The sequence below is a fragment of the Brachybacterium sp. EE-P12 genome, from assembly GCF_003711805.1.
Classification (GTDB): domain Bacteria; phylum Actinomycetota; class Actinomycetes; order Actinomycetales; family Dermabacteraceae; genus Brachybacterium.
Map to the genome: position 1 here is coordinate 571,884 of NZ_QXCP01000009.1, position 22,365 is coordinate 594,248.

Sequence of the window (22,365 nt, forward strand, 5' to 3'; positions counted from 1 at the left end):
CTCAGTCGTTGTAGCGCCGGAACGTGTCCAGGGACTTCTTCGCGGAGTACGGGACCAGGCCCTCGTCGTGCGCGTACCCGAAGGCGATGAGCATGACGACGCGGTCGCTGGTGTCCAGCGAGAGACGGCGCTGCATCTTCGCCTCGAGCGGCTCGAAGTCCGGCCAGTTGATCACCGAGGAGCTCAGTCCGAGGGTCTCGAGCGCGAGGATGAACTGCATGGCCGCGAGGGAGCTGTCGACGTAGATGGCGTGGCGGTCCCGGGGGCTGAAGTAGGACTCGAGCTTGCCGACCACGACCGCGACGGCGGGCACGTTCTCGGAGTAGCCGGCGGTGCCGAAGGGGATCGCGGCGATCTCGCGGGCCAGGGCCGGGTCGTCGAAGACCCGGAACTCGTAGGGGATCCGGTTGCAGGCCGTCGGCGCCTGCCGGGCGACCAGCAGCGCCTTGTCGATGAGCTCGCGCTCGACGGGCTTCTGCTCGAACCAGCGCACGCTGCGACGCTGCTGGGCGAGCAGCTCGAGCGACTCGTAGGAGATGTCGCTGACCATCTCCTTGGGGTGGGGGATCTTGCCGGTGCTCTCCGCGCCGTGCTCGACGGCCTCGAAGCGGGCCCGTGCCGCCTCCACGGTGCGGTCGGTGCGTGCGCTGACCCGGAAGTACTCGGTGAGCACGTCGTGCGCCCACTCCATCTCGGAGGCGTCCATGCTGCCCGGGGACTGTCGCCACTGGCGGGCGGCGGTCTCGTAGAACTCGATCGTCTCGGTGATGTAGTCCCGCGCGAACACGTCGCGGCGGGGGCGCATGATGAGCCCCTTCTCGAGCCGGTGCACGTTGCGGCGCAGCTCCACGTGCGTGAGGCGGGGCGTGCTCTTGTTGCGGTAGTAGTTCCGGCGTCCGCGGAGCACCGCCGCCTGCTCGCGGTTGAAGGCGAGCGGGTTCACCGTGAAGAACAGGTGGGTGAGGATCCGGTTGGAGCCGAAGGTCTCCAGGAACCCTCTGTTCACCGTCTCGTAGGTGCGGCGGATCCAGGTGATCGCCAGCAGGTCCTTGGCGATCTTCTTCAGCCGGTCGAGCACAGGGCCTCCCGAGGAGCGTTGGTCAGGGGATGCGCCCTGCCCGCCGAGCGCGACGGGGCGCCCCGGGCCGGAGCGTCCGGTGCCTCCACCAGGCGCCGCGCACCGGGCCCGAGTGTACCGACGCCGCACCGGGCTTCCCGGCAGCAGGCGATTGCTCCGTCGCGAGTTCACCCCCTCGTCACCTCCCGGAATCCGCTGCGTCACCTGGGCAGTGCGCCACAGCACTGACCGGCTGCGGAGGACCTGGGCATGGATAGACTGCCGCGAGCTTTCCGCCCCCGTCGCCTCCTGGAGGGAGTGCCGTGTCCCAGATCGTTCCCGGCGCCGTCCCTCCATCGGGCCTGCTCGGCACGAGCGGGCGCCATGCCTCCGGCACGGGCTGGATCGACGACGACCGCACGCGCAGCGCCGTCCTGCACTCCTGGTGGTGGTGGGCGGCCGCGGCCCTCGCGATCGGCGTCTGCGTCTACCTCCACTGGGAGATCAGCCGCTCCGCGATCGCACCGCGCACCCCGTGGGACGAGATCCATCCGCTCGAGACCGCCCGCTATCTCGCGGGAGACCATGAGATCCTGCCGCTCTCCGGCAGCGGCTACTACCCGGGCTGGGCGCTGATGCTCGCGCCCTTGTGGTGGTTCACCGACGACCCGGAGCGGCTCTACCAGCTCGCGGTGCAGCTCGGAAATGCGCTGGCGATCGCGACGATCGCCCCGCTGACCCTGCTCGCCCGCCGCATGGGCCTGCCCACGGCGCCCGCGCTCACGATCGCCGCTCTCGCCCTCTGCCTGCCCGGCAGGACGGTCCTCGCCGACTATGCCCTCAGCGAGCAGGCGATCCTGTTCATGCTGGCATGGACCGTGCTGGCGATGCACTCGCTGTGGCAGCGACCGACGATGCGGCGCTCCGTCGTCTTCGTCCTCTGCGTCGCCGCCTGCTATCTCCTGCACTCGCGCGAGCTGGCGCTGGTGGCCACCGCCGGGCTGTGGCTCGCGCTGTTGGCGGTGCGGCACTGGAGGGTCGCGGCTGCGGGACTGCCGCTGCTGGTGGCGGCGACGCTGGCCGTGAGGATGTTCGCAGAGCGCGTGCTGGACGCCACGCTCCACGGCGGCGGGGGCGGCAAGGAGGATCTGCTCGAGCAGGCTCTCGAGGACGGCTCCGCCGGGCTCTTCCTGCGAGTCCTGCTGAACCAGAGCTGGGCCCAGGTCGTGGGGACGGCGGGGCTGGCCGCGATCGGCGCTGTCGTCGTGATCGCCTGGGCCGCGCAGGAGCTGCGGAGGTGGCGGATCGGTCCTGGCGTGTTCCTGCTGGGCACCTGCCTGTCCGCGCTGCTGCTGAGCGCGGTGTGGTGGACTCGACCGGACTTCCTGTGGGCCGGCGAGGGCTACGTGCGCCTCGACGTGTGGATCTACACCCGCTACGTCGATCACGTGGCGACCTTCCTGGTGCTGGTGGCCCTCGTCGTGCTCGTGCGGGGTGTGCGTCGTGCACCGCTGCTCGCAGCTCTGGGCTTGTTCGTCGCGGTGGCGCTCCCGGTGGTGCTGTGGGTCGCGAAGGATGTCGCCCTCTGGGGCGCCCTCGACGGCCCCGGGAACTCCTCGGCGCTGCTGAGCTGGGTCTCGATGTTCCCCGGCGACCCGTTCCCGCTCCCGCAGCAGCCCACCCTCGGCAACGAGAACCGGTTCTGGGTCTGGGCCTCGCTCTTCGGCACGGCGGCGCTCATCGCCGCTCTGCTCCTGCGCCGCGCCCCGAGAGTCCTGGTCTCCCTGCTCCTCGCCACCGCGCTGACGCTCTCCCTGCAGGCCGATCCGTCGCAGCGGAGAGACGCCCCGGTGGCGATCGACCAGGCGGTGGAGCGGATCGAGGCCGTCACCGGCGAGCAGGCGGAGATCGACATGGACTACTCCTGCAGCGGTCCGGCGCTCACCCGCTATCAGGTCATGAACTGGCTCGGCTTCTGGCTGTCCCCGCGGGACGTCGACCTCGCAGACCCCCCTCAGGGGACGCCCTTCGACTCAGCTCTGGTGGTCTCCTGCGCGGACTGGCCGCAGGCCGAAGAGAACGGCGCCCTCCGCGTGCACGACAGCGAGTACTACGGCTACGCCCTGTGGGTCCTGCCCGGGGACGAGCAGATCGCCCTCGGGGAGGCGGGACTGCTGGAGCGCTGAGAAGTCCCGCCGACCACGGCCGTCCGCCGCGCTCGTCTCCCGTCCCTCCTCGTCCCGTCCAGATCGTCGCAGGAGCTCCTCGATGCCCACTCCCGAGCTGTCCCCAGCACTCCCGGGCGCCCGGCGTCTCCCGGCTCCGGCACCCCGTGTCCCACGCACCGGCAGACACCGCCGCACGACGGTGCCGACGGCCGCCCCCCGACCGACGCCTCGCACCGGACGCGTCGACTCCCTGTGGTGGCTGATCGCCGTCGTCGCAGTCCTCGCCTGCACCTGGCTCTACTGGGACATCGCTCAGACAGCGCTCGCTCCCCGCACGCCCTGGGACGAGGGGCACCCCCTGCAGACAGCTCGGTGGATAGCGGGCGAACGCGACCTCACCCAGGTCTCCGGCTCCGGCTACTACCCGGGCTGGGCCGTCCTGATAGCTCCGGTGTGGTGGTTCACGGACGATGCGTACGCCGCGTACTCAGCGGCCGTATGGATCGGCAACGTGCTCGCGCTCGCGACCATCGCACCGCTGGCAGCGATCGCTCGCCGGTTCCAGGTCTCCTGGCCTCAGGCCATCGCGATCTCCGCGGTCGTGATGATGTTCCCGGGCCGTTCCCTGCTCGCGGACTACGCTCTCAGCGAGCAGCCGCTGATGCTGTTCTACGCGCTCACGGCCCTGGCCGCCCACCGGCTGTGGGAGAAGCCCAGCTGGGGCCGCGCCGCAGCGCTCCTCGCTGCCGCCACCGGCGCCTTCTTCATCCACTCGCGCGCCCTGGCGCTGCTGGGAACCGTCGCGATCTGGTTCCTGTGCTTCTGTCTGCGCAGCTGGAGGATCGGGATGGCCGGCGCCGTAGGGGCCGTGGTGGTCTGGCAGGTCGTGGGCGCTCTCGCCGAAGCGCTCGCAGAGACAGTCCTGCTGAGCGGCTACGGCAAGGAGGACGTGCTGCGCGACGGGCTGGAGAGCGCATCGGTCGACCTTTTCGCCCGGGTGCTCCTGAACCAGGGGTGGGTGCAGGCCCTCGGATACCTGGGGCTCACTGTGGTCGGCATGCTCATCGTCTCCCTCCTCACGGTGGACGAGCTGCGACGTCTGCGGCCGGGGATCCACACCTTCTACTTCGGCCTGACCACGTCGGCCTTCCTCATGAGCACGATCTGGTGGACGCGTGCCTCGCTCCTGCTCCCCCCTGACGGCGGACGCCGGTTCGACGCCTGGGTGTACTCCCGCTATCTGGACAACATCGGCGCGATCCTCTCCGTGATCGCGCTGGCGTATCTCCTCCGCCACGCCTCGGCGCGGCTGGTGGGGCTGAGCGCCTTGCTCTACGTCCCCTGGGCAGCCCTCGTCGTGCTGTGGGTCGCGCCGAGCGTGCCCGTATGGGGTTCCACCAACGGCCCGGCGAATGCCTCCTCGGTGCTCGCCTGGGCAGGGCTGTTCCCGCAGGAGCCCTTCGCTCCCCCTCTCGTCCCGACCCTGGCGAACGAGAACCGCTTCTGGGTCTGGGCGACCCTCGCCGTGCTGGTCGCCCTCGCGGGGCTGGCGCTGACGCTCTCACGCCCGAAGGCGATGGTGGTGCTGGTCGGCATCGCAGCTCTGAGCACGTCCCTCGTCGCGGACCCGGACCAGACCCGGTACCCGCCGCGGAACATGATCGCGGCGGTCGAGACCGTGGAGCGCGCCACCGGGCAGGAGAGGATGGCACTGGACTTCGACCACAGCTGCTCTCCGGAGCACGGCCCAAACCGTGCCGTGGCCCTGAACTCCGTCGCCGTGTGGATGTCGCCCCGGAACCCCCGTGTGGTCGAGCCTCGGAGCGGCGACGAGTTCACCGCGGACCTCGTGATGTCCTGCGAGCACTGGGAGGAGGCCGAGGCCCTCGGGGCGCGGGCCGTGACGGGCAGGCCCAGCTACGGCTACCGGATCTGGGTGCTTCCCGGGGCCGTACAGGACGAGCTCGCGCAGCAGGGTCTCCTCGATCTCGCGGCGTGATGCCGCGGCCTCCCCGCACCGACGCCCTCCACGGCGGGCCCGCGGGTTCACCCCCTCGTCACCTCCTGGAATCCGCCGAGTCACCCGTGCAGTGCGCCACAGCACTGACCGGCCGCGCAGGGCGTGCTGCGGCGAGATCTGCGGTTAGCATCGGCCGCATGCGAATCACCACCGTGGGATGCGGATACCTGGGAGCCGTCTACGCCGCATCGATGGCGTCCATCGGGCACGAGGTGCTGGGCCTGGACGTCGACCAGGCGAAGATCGACGATCTGAACCGGGGCGTCGCCCCGTTCCACGAGCCGGGCTTCGAGAAGGTCCTCACCGAGGCCCTCGACTCCGGCCGTCTGCGCTTCTCGACCGACTACGCCGACGCCGCCGACTACACCGCCCATGTCCTCTGCGTGGGCACGCCGCAGCTGATCGACGCCGCCGGCGCGGACCTGTCCTACGTCCACGCCGCGGTCGACTCCCTGATCCCCCATCTCTCGGACGAGGCCGTCGTCCTGGGACGCTCCACCGTCCCCGTCGGCACCGCCGAGTCCCTGCGCGACCGCCTGCGCGCGGCGGGGAAGGACACCCCGCTGGCCTGGAACCCCGAGTTCCTGCGGGAGGGCTTCGCCGTCGAGGACACCCTGCGCCCGGACCGCATCGTCTACGGCCTGCCCGAGGAGCCCGACGAGGCCGCCCGCACCCGCGAGATCCTCGACGAGATGTACGCACCCATGCTCGCCGCGGACACCCCGCTGGTGGTGGGCAACTACGCCACCGCGGAGCTGGTCAAGGTCTCCGCGAACTCGTTCCTGGCCACGAAGATCTCCTTCATCAACGCGGTCGCCGAGATCTGCGAGGCCACCGGGGCGGACGTCTCCGTCATCGCCGAGGCGATCGGCCTTGACGACCGCATCGGCCCGAAGTTCCTGCGCGCCGGCATCGGCTTCGGCGGCGGCTGCCTGCCCAAGGACATCCGCGCCTTCATGGCACGCGCCGGCGAGCTCGGCGTCACCGAGGCGCTCGGCTTCCTCCGCGAGGTCGACAACGTCAACAACCGCCGCCGCGACCACGTGGTGAACACGGCCCGGCAGGCCCTGGGCGGCACCTTCACCGGCAAGCGCGTGGCCGTGCTCGGCGCCGCGTTCAAGCCGGACTCCGACGACACCCGCCAGTCCCCCGCCCTGTACATCGCCTCGAAGATCTCCGGCCGCGGCGCCGACGTGGTGGTCACGGACCCGGCGGCGAACGCGCGCGTCCACGCCGAGCGGCCGAACCTCGCCGTCGCCGAGGACGCCTACGCGGCCGCCGCCGGGGCCGACATCGTGCTGCTGCTGACGGAGTGGCGCGAGTTCAAGGAGCTCGACCCGGTGCGGCTGCGCGAGGTGGTGGGCACGCCCACGATGATCGACGGCCGCAACGTGCTGGACCCCGCGGCCTGGCGGGCGGCCGGCTGGACCTACCGCTCCATGGGCCGCCCCTGATCCCACGCCCGGGTGCGCGACTCAGAACCGAGACCTGCCCCGGCTGACGAGCTCTCCGACTGGGTCCAGGATCCGGTCGACGATCCCGTCGGCCGCTCCTCGCGCGCCCGGACGCGGCTCGAGGACTGGCTGAGCGAGCCGGCGCCCGTGCGCAGCTCCTCGCTGGACGAGTGGCTGCAGGGTCCGGTCGAGGAGTACGCCGAGCAGGAGGCGGAGGACGCCTGGTCCACTGGCGAGTCCGTCTCCGGGGCCACCGCCGCCGGGGGCTACGGCGCCGGCGGGGCGGGCGGCGAGGACGGCCGCCCCGGGCACGACGGGGACCGCACCGCGCACAGCGCCGGCGGCGGCTCTCGTCGGGCGCGGCCGGCGTTCCGCGCCGAGCTGCACGGGCTGCGCGCGGTCGCGCTGGGCCTGGTCGCCGTCTACCACGTGTGGCTCGGGCGGGTCTCCGGCGGCGTGGACGTGTTCCTGTTCCTCTCCGCCTTCTTCCTCACCGGCACCTTCGTGCGCCGGCTCGAGGGCGGCCGGCCGCTGGGGATCCCCCACTACTGGCTGCACACCTTCAAGCGCCTGCTGCCGCCCGCGGCGGTGACGATCCTGCTGGTGCTGGGCTCCGCCGCGGTGCTGCTGCCGCCGTCCCAGTGGGTCCCGGTGATGCAGCAGGCGGTCGCCTCGGCCGTCTACCTGCAGAACATGCTGCTGGCGCTGATGCAGGTGGACTACCAGAACCAGGACGCCGGCGGCGCGTCCCCGCTGCAGCACTTCTGGTCCCTGAGCGTGCAGGGCCAGGCGTTCGTGGTCTGGCCGCTGCTGTTCCTGCTGGTGCGGCGCCGCGCCCGGGCGGGCAGGTCGGTGCGCCTGCCGCTGATCGCGATCGTCTCGGTGATCGGCGCGGCCTCGCTCGTGTGGTCGATCCTCTCCACCCAGTCGCAGCAGCAGATCGCCTACTTCGACACCGCCGCGCGGATGTGGGAGTTCGCCGCCGGGTCGCTGCTGGCGCTCACTCTGCCGCTGCTGGACCGGATCAGCGGGGCGCAGCGACCGGAGGATCCGCGGCGTCCGCGCTTCGGCGCGGCCCGGGCGCTGCTGGGCTGGACGGGGATCCTCGCCCTCCTCGCCGTCGGGGTGCTCGTGGACGTCTCCGCCCTCTTCCCCGGCTGGATCGCGCTGTGGCCGCTGGCCGCTGCGGGCGCGGTCGTGGTCGCGGGGCACTCCGGCAGGCGCTGGGGCGCGGACGCGCTGCTGTCCACGCGCCCGGCCGCCTTCGTCGGCGACATCTCCTACGCCCTGTACCTCGTGCACTGGCCGATCCTGGTGGTGTGGCTGCACCGCAGCGACCAGGAACGCGCCGGGCTGCTGGACGGCCTGGCCGTGCTCACCGGCTCGGTGCTGTTGGCCTGGGCGCTCACCCGCCTGGTCGATGCGCCGATCCGCCGCTCGGTCTGGCTGGAGGCGAGGCCGTGGCGGGCGCTGACCGCCGTCGCCGTGAGCGTCGCCCTGGTGGCGGGGGCCGCCGGGGCCTGGTACCAGCTGCTCCCGCGCGAGGCCCCCGCGGATCCGGTGCCGACCGCCTCCCCCGCGCTGCCCACCGACGAGGTGCCCTCGGAGCCGCCGACGGAGATCCTGCCGCAGGGCTGGCAGCTGGGCAGCCAGTGGCCGAACCTGCCGGAGGACTGCTCGGGGCCCTGGGAGCCGGCCACGGATTTCCGGCACGTCCCCTGCGATCAGCTCCTTCCCGCCGACGCTGAGCCGGCCGGGCTGGTGGTGGTGCTGGGCAGCTCCCACGCCCGCCAGTACGTCCCGGCGCTGCTGCCCTGGGCCGAGGAGCACGACCTGCAGATCGTGAACCTCCACATGGACGGCTGCGACTTCGCGCCCGGCATGCACCGCGGCGAGTACTGCGACGGCTACGACGAGTACGCGCTGGACTACATCGACGCCGTGCAGCCCGACGTCGTGCTGACCACCTCCACGCGCACCTCCCCCGGCTCCGCGGAGGAGGAGATGCCCGAGGGGATGGCGAACGCGGCCGAGGTGCTCACCGCCCGCGGCATCGACGTGCTCAGCATCCGCGACAACCCCCGCTGGGAGGAGGACGCCTACGAGTGCGCGGAGGCGGTGATCGGCGAGGACGGCACCCCGGAGGAGGCGGACGAGGCCTGCGGCGCCGACGCGAGCGAGAAGTACGCGCCCGAGAATCCCGCCGCCGAGCTCGTCGCCGCCGAGGGCGGCGGCAGCCTCACCTCGCTGGACTTCAGCGAGCAGATCTGCCCCGACGGCCGCTGCGCACCGGTGCTCGGCGACACCTACGTCTATCTGGACGACGACCACCTCACCAAGCGGTTCGTCCAGCAGGTCATCACCCCCGTCATGACCGAGGCGCTCGAGGGGGCCGACGGGCCGCAGAGCATCCGCCGGCTCGGCTGACGCTCCCGGGGCCGGATGATTCAATGGCCGCGTGATGTCGTTCTCCGCCGCTGCCCCCTCGCCCCGCGCCCGCTCCGCCGCCCTCGACCTCGGCGCCTTCGTCACGGCCTCCCCCTCGAGCTTCCACGCCGCCCGCGAGGCCGCCCGGCGCCTCGCCGCGGCCGGCTTCACCGAGCTGTCCGAGACCGAGGCCTGGACCGGGGAGGACGTCGCCGGCGACCGCTACGTGCTGCGCGACGGCTCGCTCATCGCCTGGTCCGCCCCCGATGGCGCCGACACGGCGAGCCCCTTCCGCATCGTCGGCTCCCACACCGACTCCCCCGGCCTGAAGGTCAAGCCCGACCCCCGGCTCGGCGCGGAGGGGCTCAGCCAGGTGGGCGTCGAGATCTACGGCGGGCCGCTGCTGAACTCGTGGCTGGACCGCGAGCTGCGCCTCGCCGGCCGGCTCGCACTGGCCGACGGCACGACCGTGCTCGTGGACACCCCCGGCCTGCTGCGCGTCCCGCAGCTGGCGGTGCACCTGGACCGGGCCGTGAACAAGGACGGCCTCGTCCTGGACCCGCAGCGGCACATGCAGCCGATCATCGGCTTCGCCGGCGCGGACGTGCTGGAGATCCTCGCCCATCACGCCGGAGTGCGCCGCGCCGACATCGTGGGGCTCGACGTGGTGACCGTCGACGCGCAGGCCCCCGCGCTGTTCGGCGCCGACGAGGAGTTCCTCGCCTCGGGCCGGCTGGACAACCTCACCTCGGTGCACGCCGAGGTCGAGGCGCTGCTCGCCGTCGCGGCCGGGGAGCGTCCGGCGACGGCCGACGGGCCCGCCCCGATCTCGCTCCTGGTCGCCAACGACCACGAGGAGGTCGGCTCCGCGACCCGCTCGGGCGCGGCCGGCCCGTTCCTCGAGGACGTGCTGGTGCGGGTCCATGCCGCGCTCGGCGGCGACGAGGCCTCCCGCAGGCGGGTCCTGGCGTCCTCGCTCGTGCTCTCGGCCGACGCGGGCCACGCCGCCCATCCGAACTATCCCGAGCGGCACGACCCCGTCACCCGGCCGCGGCTCGGAGAGGGGCCGATGCTGAAGATCAACGCGCAGCAGCGCTACGCGACCGACGCCGTGGGCATCGCCGCCTTCGTCGCCGCCTGCGAGAAGGCCGGGGTGCCGCACCAGCACTTCGTCTCGCACAACGCCATGCCCTGCGGCTCCACGATCGGACCGCTCACCGCGACCCGTCTGGGGATGACCACGATCGACGTGGGCCTCACGCTGCTGTCCATGCACTCCGCGCGGGAGATGTGCGCGACCGCGGACCCGCTGCTGCTGCAGCAGGCCTGCGCGGCGTTCCTGCGCGGCTGACCGGTGCGGCGCCCCGGCCCGGCACCGGCGGCGCCCCAGGTCGCATGGTCAGGTACTGGCGCAGGGCGTCCCGGTACGCCACATGTGGCATACCGGGACGCCATACGCCAGCAGATGACCATGCCCTGCGCCGCCCCGGGGCCGGGCAGGCCAAGACCAGGCGGACCGGCACCAGACCGGCCGGCTCAGGCCCGCCGCGCGATCTCCTCGACCGCGGTGACCGCGGCGCGGGCCCGGGCCACCGCCTCGTGGTCCTCGCCGTGCTCGCGTCGGGCATCCTTGAGCAGCTCGTCGACCTGGTAGAAGGCGTCCTCGAGGTGTCCGGCCTCGGCCGTGGCCTCGGCGAGCTCGGCGCGCAGTGCGAGCGCCTCGGGCGTCAGCGACTCGCCCTCCTCGAGCAGGTCCAGCAGACGGCGGGTGGCGTCGTGGACGCGCTCGGCCGGGGTGCTCATCGCGGGGTTCTCCTCAGGCGGATCGTGCTGGTCGTCGGGACCTGATCCTACGGGGCGGCCGGCGCCGGCCCGGCAGTAGGCTGGCCGGGAGATGGAGATCAACCCCTACGACTCGCGTCTGCGGATGCTGCAGCAGATCGACACGGTCGCGATGCAGCGCGAGGCGGCTCCCGACGAGGAGACCGCCGGCTGCCCGGGGTGCCCGTACTTCTGGACATGCCCGGTGCCGCACCGCGGCGAGGAGGTCCATGCGCCCCAGGAGCTCACGCTCGAGGACGCCGCAGATGCCCTGCCCGTGCGGCGCGCCTTCGTGCCGCGGGACGAGTCCGACGTCGGCTTCACCGATGTATGGCTCGACGAGGACGGACTGCCTCTGGACGCCGAGGAGGCGGAGGAGCTGCGCCGCACGCAGTCGGCAGCCGAGAAGGACGCAGAGGACGCGGAGCAGTCGGCGGACCCGGTACGACGTCACCGCTGGTGGCAGCGCGGGCGGCGCTGAGAAGGCTCACCGCGGAAGCGGGGCCGTCGCCGTCGCTCTCACGGCGTACCGCGCGGGGCCGTCAGTCCTCGGCGTCGTGCCCGGCCGGGCAGCCTCCGCCGCGCAGGGTGCGCCGGGCGAGCGAGGCCCCCGTCGGCCGGCCCGCCGCGGCGAGCTGCGCCCGGCCGGCGAGGCCCGCGAGCGTCTCGGCCCCCGGCGGGACGGTGCGGTCCACGCGCATCCATCCCGCGGGGACGGGCTCGGGCGCGCTCCCCGACGCTCCTGCGCCGGGCGCCCCGGCGAGCGGTCCGTAGGCAGCCGGTCCGTCGGCATCCGGTGCGGCCGCGCCCGACGCGGCGACTCCAGCCCCGGCGACCCCCGCGGTCTGTGCGGCCGCACCCTCCGGCACCTGCGGGGAGGAGATGTCGATCCCGAAGATCATGTGGAAGGCGGAGACGTACTCGTCGGCGAATCCGGTCTCGGCCAGGTGCCGGGCCCGCTCGGCCGGCTGGTGCATGACCTTCGCGAGGATGCGGCGCACCGAGCGCTCGAGCTGGTCGGCGGTCTCCCCGGAGACGTCGCGGCGCAGGCGGTCGATCTCCCCGTCGGCCGCGTCGAAGACCTCCCGGCGCAGCGCCGCCATCGCCGGGTCGATCCGGCGCACCTCCTGCTGCTGGCGGAACGCCTCGACGTGCTCGGCGACGAGCTCCCGCGCGGTGACCAGCGCGGGGTCCTCGCCGCTCGCCTCGTCGGGGCCGAGGTCCGACAGGCCCAGCACGGTGACGCCCTTGAGATGGCGCACCAGGGGGTGCAGGTCCGAGTGCAGGGCGAGGTCGAGCACGACGGTGCGGCCCGCGCCGAGGAACAGCTCGGGGAACAGGGAGGTGCCGCGCCCGGAGGCGGCCAGCACCAGGTCCGCCTCGCGCAGGGCCCGCTCGAGGTCCTCCGCCTCGACGACCTCGGCGCCGTGGCGCTCGGCGAAGCCTGCGGCCCGGCCGGACGGGGAGAAGACCTTCACCTCGGACACCCCGCGGCGGGAGAGCTCGGCGAGCCCGAGCCGGGCATACGCGCCGGTGCCGACGATCAGCACCCGCCGGCCCTCGAAGCCGCCCAGCTGGATCCCGGCCCGGTCCAGGGCGACGGCGGCGCCAGAGCGGCCGGCCGCGCCGACGGGGGCCTGGGTGGCGACGCTCTTGGCACAGCGGAATCCGTGCTGGAAGAGGTCGTGGAGCATCGAGGTGGTGCGGCCCGCGCGGCGTGCGGCCTCGTAGGCCTGCTTCACCTGGCCGGAGATCTCGGCCTCCCCGAGCACGATCGAGCGCAGGCCGGAGGTGACCTCGAAGAGGTGCTGCGGCACGGGCGCGTCCATCGCGGCGTCGAAGCAGAGGGCGACCACCTCGCGGTCCAGGCCGCTGGTGCGGGCGATCGCCTCGACGACGAGCTCGACCCCCTCGTGGAACCGCTCGGTGTCGAGATAGACCTCGAGCCGGTTGCACGTGCTGAGCACCACCACACCGGAGACCACCGGCGGGGCGCCGACGGCGGCGCGGCGCTCGGCCTGCAGCTGCTCGAGGACGTCCGGCAGGGACTCCGCGCCCCGGGTCAGGGCGTCGAGCATCTCGAGGTCGAGATGCTCATGGGAGGCACGGAGAGCGGCGAGCATGTCCGCCAGTCTAGGCACGCCTCGGGGCAGGGACACCGGTCGCGGGACCTCCGAGGGAGCGCTCTCAGCGCGCGTGTGCACAATGGAGGTGTCATGAACCAGAACCCCATGTCAGAGCCCATTTTTGCCGACGACGTGTCAGATAGATCGCGACACGTGTCAGCTCCCGGGAACGCCGCAGGCCCCGGGCTCGCCACCGCTGCCGCACCCCGCTCCCAGGCCCCCGTCTCGACCCTCCCGGAGGCCTCCGGGGCGCTGCCCGACGGGCACCCCGCGACCCTCCCCGTCGCCCGCGGCGGGGTGGCCGATGCCTCACTGCTGCAGGAGCTGCGGGGCGTGAGGGCTCCCACACCCAGCGTGTGGTTCATGCGACAGGCCGGCCGCTCCCTGCCCGAGTACCGGTCGCTGCGCGAGGGCACCACGATGCTCGACTCGTGCGTGCGCCCCGACATGGCCGCGGAGATCACCCTCCAGCCCGTGCGTCGCCACGGCGTGGACGCCGGGATCTTCTTCTCCGACATCGTCGTGCCCGCGCGCCTGGCGGGCCTCGGCGTCGAGATCCGCCCCGGGGTGGGCCCCGTCTTCGACCATCCCGTGCGCACCGAGGCCGACATCGACGCGCTGCCCGCGCTCGGCGACGGCTACGAGGAGGCCCTCGCGCCGATCCGCGAGGCCGTGCGCCTGACCGTCGCGGAGCTGGGCACCACGCCCCTGATCGGCTTCGCCGGCGCCCCCTTCACCGTCGCGAGCTACATGGTCGAGGGCGGCCCGAGCCGCGACCACCTGCGCACCCGCGCGCTCATGCGCTCCCGCCCGGACCTCTGGGCGCGCCTGGCGACCTGGGTGGCGGAGCTCTCGGGACGCTTCCTGCGCGCCCAGGTGCTCGCGGGCGCCTCCGCCGTGCAGCTGTTCGACTCGTGGGTGGGCGCGCTCGGCGAGGAGCAGTACCTCGAGCACGTCCAGGCGCATTCCGCCGCGGCCCTCGCCCATGTCGCGGATCTCCCGGTCCCGCGCCTCCACTTCGGCGTCGGCGCCGCGCACCTGCTGCTGCCGATGCTCGAGGCGGGGGCGACCGCGATGGGCGTGGACCACCGGCTCCGGCTCGACCGCGCGCTCGAGGTGCTCCCGGCCGGCACGCCGGTCCAGGGCAACATCGACCCGGCGGTGCTGTTCACCTCCGAGGAGGCCCGCTTCGCGGAGGCCCGGTCGGTGCTCGCCGCGGGCGCGAAGGCTCCCGGGCACGTGGTCAACCTCGGCCACGGCGTCCCGCCGGACACGGACCCGCAGGTCCTCACCGATCTCGTCGCCTTCCTCCACTCCCAGGGCGCGCCGACGGCATGAGCCCCCGCACCCTCGTCGTCGGCGGCGGCCTGGCCGGGCTGCTCGCCGCACGTCGTCATCAGCGCGCCGGGCACCGGGTGGTGCTGCTCGAGGCCTCGGGCGGCCTCGGCGGCGCGATCGCGGACCGGACGCTGCCCGGTGCGGGCGCGCTCGCGCTGAACGCGGGCGCCGAGGCGTACTCGACCGCCTCCGGCGCGGTCGACGAGCTCGTGGCCGAGCTGGGTCTCGGCGAGGCCGTCCGCGCGCCGCGCGAGGGGCTCGGCAGCCGGATCGTCTCCGCCGCGGGGGTGCATCGCGCCCCGGCCGGCTCCCTGCTCGGGGTTCCCGGCAGGCCCCTTGCCGCCGACGTCCGGGCCGTGCTCGGCACCGCCGGGTCGCTGCGCGCGGCGCTCGAGCCGCTGCTGCCGGCCCGGTACGGGGTCCGGCCCGGGGCGACCGTCGCCGAGACGGTGCGCCGACGCCTGGGCCGGCGCGTGCTCGAGCGGCTGGTCGCGCCCGTCGTGGGAGGGGTCCACTCGGCCGACCCGGCCTCCCTCGAGCTCGCCGCCGCCTCCCCGCAGCTGGCGAAGGGCCTGGCCGAGCACGGCTCGCTGGTGCGGACGGTGCGTCGCCTGCGCGGCACCGGCCGCGGCGCTCCCGCCGGGGCGAGCGCCGGCACCCGCGTGCACTCCCTCGACCCGACGATGGCCGCGCTGCCCGCGGCCCTCTCCGCGCAGGTGCTCGGCGCGGGCGGGATCGTCCGCACCGGGACGGCGGTGACCGGCCTGTCGCGCGAGGACGGGCTGTGGCAGGTCCGCACCGGCCGCGGCGAGACCCTCGCGGCCGAGCACCTCGTGCTCGCCTGCCCGCCGGACACCGCCCGCACCCTGCTCGCCGGCACCGTGCCGGAGATCTCCGCCGCGATCCCGGAGGCACCGTCGGCCGCCGTGCGCCTGGTCGCGCTGGTGCTGGACGAGGCGGCGCTGGACGCCTTCCCCTCCGGGACCGGCGCGCTCGTCGCCCCCGGCACCCCCGGGATCCGGGCGAAGGCGCTGACCCATGCGAGCGCGAAGTGGGAGCACGTGCAGCAGGCGCTGCGCGAGGCGCTCCCCGCCGCCGCGCACCCGCACCTGGTGCGTCTGTCCTACGGCCGGCCCGGCGAGCAGCTGCCCGGCCGCGAGGAGATCGTCGACCTGGCCCTCGCCGACGCCTCCGCGATCCTCGGCATGCAGCTCGGCCGCGCGCAGCTGCTCGATGCGGCCGTGATCGACTGGGACCGGGCGATGCGCCAGGCCCGCCCCGGCCACCGCGCCGCCCTCGAGACGCTCACCGCGCTGCTCGCGGAGCGCGAGGACCTCGACCTCGTCGGCGCCTGGCGGGCCGGCACCGGCCTGGACGCGATCGTCCGCGCCGACCGCGCCGCCGCTGACCGCTCCACCACCGCACACTCCGCTCCCACGCACTCCGCCCCCACGGAAGGACATCACCGATGAACGACGCCCCCGACACGACCGCCGAGCAGATCGCGCAGACCACCCGCTACACCAGCTACACCGTGTTCCGCCGCCTCTCGGGCCTGACCGAGGACGGCGAGCTGACCACGGAGCAGATCACCGAGGCGCTCGGCGAGGTCACGCCGCTGATCGAGTCCGGGGCCGACGGGGGTGCGGAGGTCCTCGGCTTCTACGACGTCTCCGGCTTCCGCGCCGAGGCCGATCTGATGCTGTGGCTCGCCGCCGAGGAGCCCGCCGCCCTGCAGCGCGGTCTGCGCGAGTTCGAGCGCTCCGTCGTCGGCACCTGGCTGCACCGCGAGTGGGCCGGGGTGGGCGTGCACCGCATGGCCGAGTTCGCCAAGGGGCACTTCCCCTCCTTCATGGACCCGGCCTTCACCCGCAAGCAGTGGATCACCGTGTACCCCTTCGTGCGCAGCTACGACTGGTACCTGCTGCCCGACGAGGAGCGCAACCGGATGCTGCGCGAGCACGGGATGCTGGGCCGCGACTACCCGCAGGTGAACGCCAACACGGTCGCCGCCTTCGCGCTCGGCGACTACGAGTGGCTGCTCTCCTTCGAGGCGGATGATCTGCACGACCTGGTCGACATGATGCGCCACCTGCGCTACTCCGATGCTCGCCTGCACGTGCGCGACGAGCTGCCCTTCCACGCCGGACGCCGCCTCGAGACCCTCGAGGACGTCGCCGCGCTCCTGGCCTGACCCGACCTGCCCGGCGCGATCCGCCTGGCCCGACCCGACCTGCGAGGACCGAACCTGCCATGACCACCGCTCCGTACGACGCCATCCTCTTCGCCTCCTTCGGCGGTCCCGAGGGACAGGACGACGTCATCCCCTTCCTGCGCAACGTGACCGCCGGCCGCGGCGTGCCCGACGAGCGCCTCGAGGAGGTCGCCGGGCACTACCGCGCCCTGGGCGGCCGCTCCCCGATCAACGCCCAGAACCGCGTGCTGATCGCCGCGCTCGAGCAGGAGCTCGCCTCCCGCTCCGTGGACCTGCCGATCTACTTCGGCAACCGCAACTGGGCTCCCTACACCGCCGAGGCGCTGCAGACCCTGCACGCCGACGGGCATCGCCGCGTGCTCGCTCTCGTGACCAGCGCCTACTCCTCCTACTCGGGCTGCCGCCAGTACCGGGAGGACTTCGCGCGGCGGCTGGACGAGACCGGCCTGCTGGGCGAGGTCGCGATCGAGAAGTCCCGCTCGTACTTCAACCACCCCGGCTTCCTCGACCCGGTCGTGGACGGGGTGCGGGAGGCGATCGCGGATCTCGCCCGCGACGGCCACGACAGCCATGACGTGCGCGTGCTGTTCTCCACCCACTCGATCCCGCTGGCGATGAACGACGCCTCGGGGCCGACGGGCGAGGGCGACTGGTACGTGCGCCAGCACCTGGCCGCCTGCCGGTACGTGATGGACCAGCTGCACGACGACCTGCCCCACCTGCCCGAATGGGAGCTGGTGTACCAGTCCCGCTCGGGTGCGCCGCATGTGCCGTGGCTCGAGCCCGACGTCAACGACGTCATCGAGCGGGTCCGCGCGGAGGAGCAGGCCGAGGCCGTGATCGTGGTGCCGATCGGCTTCGTCACCGACCACGTCGAGGTGATCTGGGATCTGGACACCGAGGCGAAGGAGACCGCCGAGGAGCAGGGCCTGGCCTTCCGCCGCGTCGCCACCTCCGGCACCGATCCGCGCTTCGTCGCGGCGCTCGCCGACATCGTGCAGGAGCACCTCGACCCCTCGCGCGAGCGGATCGCGGTGACGGAGCTGGGTGCGGTCGAGGACGTGTGCGGCCACAACTGCTGCCAGGTCGACGTCTCCCGCGCCGTGCCCGCCGAGCAGGACGTGGACACGCTCGAGCAGATCGCCGCGCACCTGCGCGAGCAGCAGGCGGCGCGCGCCGGCTGGACGCGCACCACCGCCCCTGCCGCACCGGCCGAAGCGTCGGAGCCGGCGGGGACGTCCACCCCGGCAGGGGCGTTCTCGTGACCGCTGCTCCGCTGCGGATCGGCACCCGTGCCTCCGAGCTGGCGCTGACGCAGTCCGGCCACGTCGGCGCCGCGCTCGTGGACGGCACGGGGCACGAGACCGAGCTGGTGCACGTGAGCACCCACGGGGACCGCGACCGCACCAGCCCCCTGGCGCAGATCGGCGGGACGGGCGTGTTCGTCACCGCCGTGCGCCAGGCCCTGCTGGACGGCGAGGTCGACGTGGTGGTCCACTCCTGGAAGGACCTGCCCACCGCGCCGCTGGCGGAGATCACGCTGGCCTGCACCCCGGCGCGCGAGGACCCGCGCGATGCGCTGTGCGCCCGCGACGGGATGACCCTCGCGCAGCTGCCGGCCGGAGCGCGGGTGGGCACCGGCTCCCCGCGTCGGGCCGCACAGCTGCTGCGGGCCCGGCGGGACCTCGAGGTGGTGGGGATCCGCGGCAACGTCGAGACGCGGCTGAACCGGGCGCTGGGCCCGGACGCCGACCTCGACGCGGTGGTCCTCGCCGCCTCCGGGCTGCGCCGCGTGGGGAAGGATGCCGTGATCAGCGAGCTGCTGCCGGTCGAGGTCATGCTCCCCGCCCCCGCCCAGGGCGCCCTCGCGGTCGAGGCGACCACCGCGGCGCTCGACGAGGCACCGTGGTTCGCTCCGCGGCTGGACGCGGTCGACGATGCGGCCACCCGCGCCGCGGTCACCGCCGAGCGGTCGCTGCTGCGCGCCCTCGAGGCGGGCTGCTCCGCGCCCGTCGCGGCCTATGCGCAGCTCGAGGAGGCAGCGGAGCTCGCGTCCGGCGGCGCGCGCGTGCTGCACCTGCGGGCGCTCGCGATCCGTCCCGACGGCTCCCACGTGGTCGAGGGCGAGGCCCGCGTCGCGCTGGACCTCGCGGAGGACGCGCTCTCGGGGCCGGACTCGGTCCCGGCCGCGCTCGGCGAGGAGCTCGCCGCGGACCTGCTCTCCCGCGGCGCCGGCGAGATCCTCGCGGAGGCCCGCGCCTGATGTCCGCCGTGCCGGGACGCTCCCCCGCCCCCGAGGGCTCCCCGCCGGGGATCCCTCCTGCCGCGCCGCGCCCCGTGCTGGTCACGCGGCCGGCAGGGCGCGGGGAGCACCTGGTGCACCTGCTCGCACAGGCGGGCCTCCACGCGGAGCACGTCCCGCTGACCCATCTCGTGCCCACCCGGAGCGCGGAGCTGGAGACTGCCCGGGCCGAGCTCGCCGTGGGTGTGTTCACGCATCTGGTGGTCACCTCGCGCACCGCCGCGGAATGCCTCGCCGACGGCGGCGCGACGCCCGTGCCCGAGGGCACCGAGGTCGTCGCCGTCGGCGAGGGCACCGCGGCCGCGCTCGCCCGGGTCGGGATCCGTGCCACGCGCGTGGCCGACGGCTCCGGAGCGGCGCTCGTCGCAGCGATGCCGCCCGCCGCACCGGGCGCTGCCGTCCTGTTCCCCGCCTCCGCGGCCGCCGCCCGCACGGTGCCCGAGGGCCTGCGGGACAAGGGCTACCGGGTGCGGGAGGTCGAGGCCTACCGTCCCGCGCCGCTCGAGGCGCCGCCGGCGGTGTCGGCGGGTCTGCCCTCGGGCCGCTACGCCGCGATCGTGCTGACCAGCCCCATGATCGCCCGGCACGCCGCCGAGCTCGGCGTGCATCCCTCGACCGCGATCGTCACGATCGGCGAGCCGACCTCCGCCGCCGCGCGCACGGCCGGCCTCGCCCCCGCCTGCCAGGCCGCGGAGCCGTCCGACGAGGCGCTCGTCGCCGCAGTCCGCGCCGCGCTCGACGCCCCGTCGGCCACGGCGCCCGACGGGCCGTCGGCCGCCCCCTCACCGTCCCCGTCCGCCCTCCCTCCGAAGGAGTCCCGATGACCCACCCGCCCCTCCCCGACCTGATCGACCGTCCTCGCCGCCTGCGCAGCAGCGCTGCGATGCGCTCGCTGGTGCGCGAGCACTCCCTCCGCCCCGCCGACCTCGTGCTGCCGATGTTCGTGCGCGAGGGCGCGAGCGAGAACCGTCCCGTCGCCTCGATGCCCGGCGTCGAGCAGCACACGATGGACTCCCTGATCCGCACCGCGACCGAGGCGACGGAGCGCGGCGTCGGCGGGGTGATGCTGTTCGGCGTGCCCGAGCGCAAGGACGCCGAAGGCTCCGGCGCCACCGACCCGGACGGGATCCTGAACCTGGCGCTCGCGCGCCTGCGCGCCGAGCTCGGCGACGCGACCGTGATCATGGCGGACCTGTGCCTGGACGAGTTCACCGACCACGGCCACTGCGGCGTGCTCGACGCCGACGGCCGGGTCGACAACGACGCGACGCTCGTGCGCTACCGCGAGATGGCGCTCGCCCAGGCCGAGGCCGGGGCGCACCTGCTGGGCCCCTCGGGGATGATGGACGGCCAGATCGCCGCGATCCGCGACGCGCTCGATGCGGCCGGACACCTCGAGACGGCGCTGTACGCCTACACCGCGAAGTACGCCTCCGCCTTCTACGGCCCCTTCCGCGAGGCGGTGGACTCCTCCCTGCAGGGCGACCGCCGCACCTACCAGCAGGACCCCGCGAACGGCCGCGAGGCGCTGCGGGAGCTCGAGCTCGATATCGCCGAGGGCGCGGACCTCGTCATGGTCAAGCCCGGCCTGCCGTATCTCGACGTGCTGAAGGACGTCGCCGCGGCCTCGCCCGTCCCCGTCGGCGCCTACCAGGTCTCCGGCGAGTACGCGATGATCGAGGCGGCCGCCGCGAACGGCTGGATCGACCGCGACCGCACCGTGCTCGAGTCGCTGCTGGCCTTCCGCCGCGCCGGCGCCTCGACCGTCCTGACCTACTACGCGAGCGAGGTCGCCGGCTGGTTCCAGGACGGCCTGCCCGCGCACCTGCGCGAGTTCGCCTGAGCCGGGCCGGGCCCGCCCCGGCCTCGCCTCGCCCGCTCTCAGCTCACCGTCCCCCGCCCGCGCCGCACGCACAGCACGCATCGCACGCATCGTCCGCATAGATCCCCAGGAGCCCTGCATGACCCCCTCCACCACCGCATCCGACGAGCTCTTCGACCGCGCCCGGGCCGTGATCCCCTCCGGCGTGAACTCCCCCGTGCGCGCCTTCGGCTCCGTCGGCGGCACGCCCCCGTTCCTCACCAGCGCGAAGGGCGCCCTGCTCACCGACGCCGACGGGAACGAGTACGTGGACCTCGTCGGCTCGTGGGGGCCGATGATCCTCGGCCATGCGCACGAGCCGGTGGTCGAGGCGGTGCGGGAGGCGGCCGGTCGCGGCCTCTCCTTCGGCGCCCCGCAGGCCGGGGAGGTCACCCTCGCCGAGGAGGTCGCGCGCCGCATCGGCCCCGTCCAGCAGCTGCGCCTGGTCAACTCCGGCACCGAGGCGACGATGAGCGCGCTGCGCGTGGCCCGCGCCGCGACCGGCCGCGACGTGGTCGTGAAGTTCGCCGGCTGCTACCACGGTCACGTGGATGCGCTGCTGGCCGAGGCGGGCAGCGGCGTCGCGACCTTCGCGATGCCGGGCTCGGCCGGGGTCACCGCCGCGACCGCGAAGGACACCGTCGTGCTGCCCTACGGCGACCGCGCGGCCGTCACAGCGCTGTTCGCCGAGCGCGGCGGCGAGATCGCCGCGATCATCACGGAGGCGGCGCCGGCGAACATGGGCGTCGTCCCGCCGCTCGCCGAGGACGGGGTGGGCTTCAACCGCTTCCTCGCCGAGACCGCGCACGCCGCGGGTGCGCTGCTGATCAGCGACGAGGTCCTCACCGGCTTCCGGGCTAGCGCCGAGGGGCACTACGGGGTCGACGGCCCGCGCGGCACCGGCGAGGACTGGGCCCCGGACCTGATGACCTTCGGGAAGGTGATCGGCGGCGGCCTGCCCGTCGGCGCCTTCGGCGGGCGCGAGGACCTCATGGCCCTGCTCGCCCCCGCCGGCCCCGTCTACCAGGCCGGCACCCTGTCGGGGAACCCGCTCGCGACCGCCGCGGGCCTGGCGACCCTCGCCGGCCTCGACCACGCGGCCTACGAGAAGCTCGGCAGCGCCTCGCGCGCCTTGCAGCAGATGGTCGCCGATGCGCTGAGCACCGCGGGCGTCCCCCACGTGATCCAGACAGCCGGCACGCTCTTCTCGGTGTTCTTCCGGGACGAGCCGGTGACCTCGTACGAGGACGCGAAGACGCAGGACACGGCGGCGTTCACCCGCTTCTTCCACGCGATGCTCGAGGGCGGGGTGTACCTGCCGCCGTCGGCCTTCGAGGCGTGGTTCGTCTCCACCGCCCACACCGACGAGGTCCTCGACCGGATCGCGGCGGCGCTGCCGGGTGCGGCGCGGGCGGCGGCGCAGCCCGCAGCCTGAGGCGGGCCGGCGCCGTGACCTGCGGGCGGCCGGCCGCCGCAGGTCTCAGGATGGGGGCTCGGGCGGTTCTGTCGGTGGTGGCTCGCTCGGTGGTGGGCTCGGCGCCTGGTCGGGGGTCGGTGGTGTCTGGTCTGGGTGGTG

General features: G+C 74.0%; 17 protein-coding genes. 14 read left to right on the top strand and 3 right to left on the bottom strand.

Annotated elements, in window-relative coordinates; all coding sequences use genetic code 11:
• Position 1 precedes the first annotated feature (1 nt).
• Positions 2-1,078, bottom strand: coding sequence for a nitroreductase family protein (locus D1648_RS14875; protein ID WP_122943240.1), 1,077 nt, complete (start codon positions 1,076-1,078; stop codon positions 2-4).
• Between the two features lie 302 nt (positions 1,079-1,380).
• On the opposite strand from D1648_RS14875, the gene D1648_RS14880 reads away from it, so the two are divergent.
• From D1648_RS14880 to D1648_RS14900, 5 genes are all read left to right on the top strand, one after another.
• Entirely contained in the window at positions 1,381-3,243 is a 1,863-nt protein-coding gene (locus D1648_RS14880; RefSeq protein WP_122943243.1) for a hypothetical protein, read from the top strand.
• 181 nt (positions 3,244-3,424) lie between these two features.
• The gene (locus D1648_RS14885; RefSeq protein ID WP_122943245.1) at positions 3,425-5,224 is read left to right on the top strand and encodes a hypothetical protein; all 1,800 of its coding nucleotides are present in this window, start codon (positions 3,425-3,427) and stop codon (positions 5,222-5,224) included.
• Between the two features lie 158 nt (positions 5,225-5,382).
• Positions 5,383-6,699 carry a UDP-glucose/GDP-mannose dehydrogenase family protein gene (locus D1648_RS14890; protein WP_122943247.1) on the top strand — a complete coding sequence of 439 codons (1,317 nt, stop codon included), beginning with the start codon at positions 5,383-5,385 and terminating at the stop codon, positions 6,697-6,699.
• Between the two features lie 12 nt (positions 6,700-6,711).
• Complete coding sequence (locus D1648_RS14895; RefSeq protein WP_122943250.1) at positions 6,712-9,126, top strand: acyltransferase family protein; 2,415 nt, start codon at positions 6,712-6,714, stop codon at positions 9,124-9,126.
• 34 nt (positions 9,127-9,160) lie between these two features.
• A complete protein-coding gene (locus D1648_RS14900) occupies positions 9,161-10,477 on the top strand; it encodes a M18 family aminopeptidase (RefSeq protein ID WP_164518759.1) in 1,317 nt (438 codons plus the stop codon).
• Positions 10,478-10,662: 185 nt separating this feature from the next.
• Here D1648_RS14900 and D1648_RS14905 read toward each other — a convergent pair whose 3' ends face one another.
• A complete protein-coding gene (locus D1648_RS14905) occupies positions 10,663-10,929 on the bottom strand; it encodes a hypothetical protein (protein ID WP_122943254.1) in 267 nt (88 codons plus the stop codon).
• 91 nt (positions 10,930-11,020) lie between these two features.
• Between D1648_RS14905 and D1648_RS14910 the strand changes: the two genes are divergently transcribed.
• Positions 11,021-11,428: a hypothetical protein gene (locus D1648_RS14910; RefSeq protein WP_122943256.1), complete on the top strand. Its 408-nt coding sequence runs from the start codon at positions 11,021-11,023 to the stop codon at positions 11,426-11,428.
• Between the two features lie 61 nt (positions 11,429-11,489).
• Here D1648_RS14910 and D1648_RS14915 read toward each other — a convergent pair whose 3' ends face one another.
• Positions 11,490-13,070 carry a glutamyl-tRNA reductase gene (locus D1648_RS14915; protein WP_122943258.1) on the bottom strand — a complete coding sequence of 527 codons (1,581 nt, stop codon included), beginning with the start codon at positions 13,068-13,070 and terminating at the stop codon, positions 11,490-11,492.
• Between the two features lie 300 nt (positions 13,071-13,370).
• Here D1648_RS14915 and hemE point away from each other — a divergent pair, with 300 nt between their 5' ends.
• The 8 genes from hemE to hemL all read left to right on the top strand — a co-directional run bounded on the left by hemE (position 13,371) and on the right by hemL (position 22,224).
• Positions 13,371-14,411: a uroporphyrinogen decarboxylase gene (gene hemE, locus D1648_RS14920; RefSeq protein ID WP_122943389.1), complete on the top strand. Its 1,041-nt coding sequence runs from the start codon at positions 13,371-13,373 to the stop codon at positions 14,409-14,411.
• Positions 14,408-15,883 (top strand): protoporphyrinogen oxidase, encoded by a 1,476-nt coding sequence (hemG, locus tag D1648_RS14925; RefSeq protein WP_122943261.1) that lies wholly within the window; start codon positions 14,408-14,410, stop codon positions 15,881-15,883. The genes hemE and hemG overlap by 4 nt, the downstream gene beginning before the upstream one ends.
• Positions 15,880-16,605 carry a hydrogen peroxide-dependent heme synthase gene (gene hemQ, locus D1648_RS14930; RefSeq protein ID WP_122943263.1) on the top strand — a complete coding sequence of 242 codons (726 nt, stop codon included), beginning with the start codon at positions 15,880-15,882 and terminating at the stop codon, positions 16,603-16,605. The genes hemG and hemQ overlap by 4 nt, the downstream gene beginning before the upstream one ends.
• Before the next feature lie 59 nt (positions 16,606-16,664).
• Positions 16,665-17,891: a ferrochelatase gene (locus D1648_RS14935; RefSeq protein ID WP_122943265.1), complete on the top strand. Its 1,227-nt coding sequence runs from the start codon at positions 16,665-16,667 to the stop codon at positions 17,889-17,891.
• Positions 17,888-18,889, top strand: coding sequence for a hydroxymethylbilane synthase (gene hemC / locus D1648_RS14940; RefSeq protein ID WP_122943267.1), 1,002 nt, complete (start codon positions 17,888-17,890; stop codon positions 18,887-18,889). Before D1648_RS14935 ends, hemC begins: the two co-directional genes overlap by 4 nt.
• Positions 18,889-19,752: a uroporphyrinogen-III synthase gene (locus D1648_RS14945; RefSeq protein WP_122943270.1), complete on the top strand. Its 864-nt coding sequence runs from the start codon at positions 18,889-18,891 to the stop codon at positions 19,750-19,752. Before hemC ends, D1648_RS14945 begins: the two co-directional genes overlap by 1 nt.
• Complete coding sequence (gene hemB, locus D1648_RS14950; RefSeq protein ID WP_122943272.1) at positions 19,749-20,771, top strand: porphobilinogen synthase; 1,023 nt, start codon at positions 19,749-19,751, stop codon at positions 20,769-20,771. Before D1648_RS14945 ends, hemB begins: the two co-directional genes overlap by 4 nt.
• A 118-nt stretch (positions 20,772-20,889) precedes the next feature.
• The gene (gene hemL, locus D1648_RS14955) at positions 20,890-22,224 is read left to right on the top strand and encodes a glutamate-1-semialdehyde 2,1-aminomutase (protein WP_122943274.1); all 1,335 of its coding nucleotides are present in this window, start codon (positions 20,890-20,892) and stop codon (positions 22,222-22,224) included.
• Positions 22,225-22,365: the final 141 nt, after the last annotated feature.

What these genes read in the sequence shown, in the direction of transcription:
- hemL (WP_122943274.1), top strand. Translation starts at nt 20,890, where the DNA reads ATGACCCCCTCCACCACCGCATCCGACGAGCTCTTCGACCGCGCCCGG.
- hemQ (WP_122943263.1), top strand. Translation starts at nt 15,880, where the DNA reads ATGAACGACGCCCCCGACACGACCGCCGAGCAGATCGCGCAGACCACC.
- D1648_RS14905 (WP_122943254.1), bottom strand. Translation starts at nt 10,929, where the DNA reads ATGAGCACCCCGGCCGAGCGCGTCCACGACGCCACCCGCCGTCTGCTG.
- D1648_RS14915 (WP_122943258.1), bottom strand. Translation starts at nt 13,070, where the DNA reads ATGCTCGCCGCTCTCCGTGCCTCCCATGAGCATCTCGACCTCGAGATG.
- hemB (WP_122943272.1), top strand. Translation starts at nt 19,749, where the DNA reads ATGACCCACCCGCCCCTCCCCGACCTGATCGACCGTCCTCGCCGCCTG.
- hemG (WP_122943261.1), top strand. Translation starts at nt 14,408, where the DNA reads ATGAGCCCCCGCACCCTCGTCGTCGGCGGCGGCCTGGCCGGGCTGCTC.
- D1648_RS14900 (WP_164518759.1), top strand. Translation starts at nt 9,161, where the DNA reads ATGTCGTTCTCCGCCGCTGCCCCCTCGCCCCGCGCCCGCTCCGCCGCC.
- D1648_RS14910 (WP_122943256.1), top strand. Translation starts at nt 11,021, where the DNA reads ATGGAGATCAACCCCTACGACTCGCGTCTGCGGATGCTGCAGCAGATC.
- D1648_RS14935 (WP_122943265.1), top strand. Translation starts at nt 16,665, where the DNA reads ATGACCACCGCTCCGTACGACGCCATCCTCTTCGCCTCCTTCGGCGGT.
- D1648_RS14890 (WP_122943247.1), top strand. Translation starts at nt 5,383, where the DNA reads ATGCGAATCACCACCGTGGGATGCGGATACCTGGGAGCCGTCTACGCC.
- D1648_RS14945 (WP_122943270.1), top strand. Translation starts at nt 18,889, where the DNA reads ATGTCCGCCGTGCCGGGACGCTCCCCCGCCCCCGAGGGCTCCCCGCCG.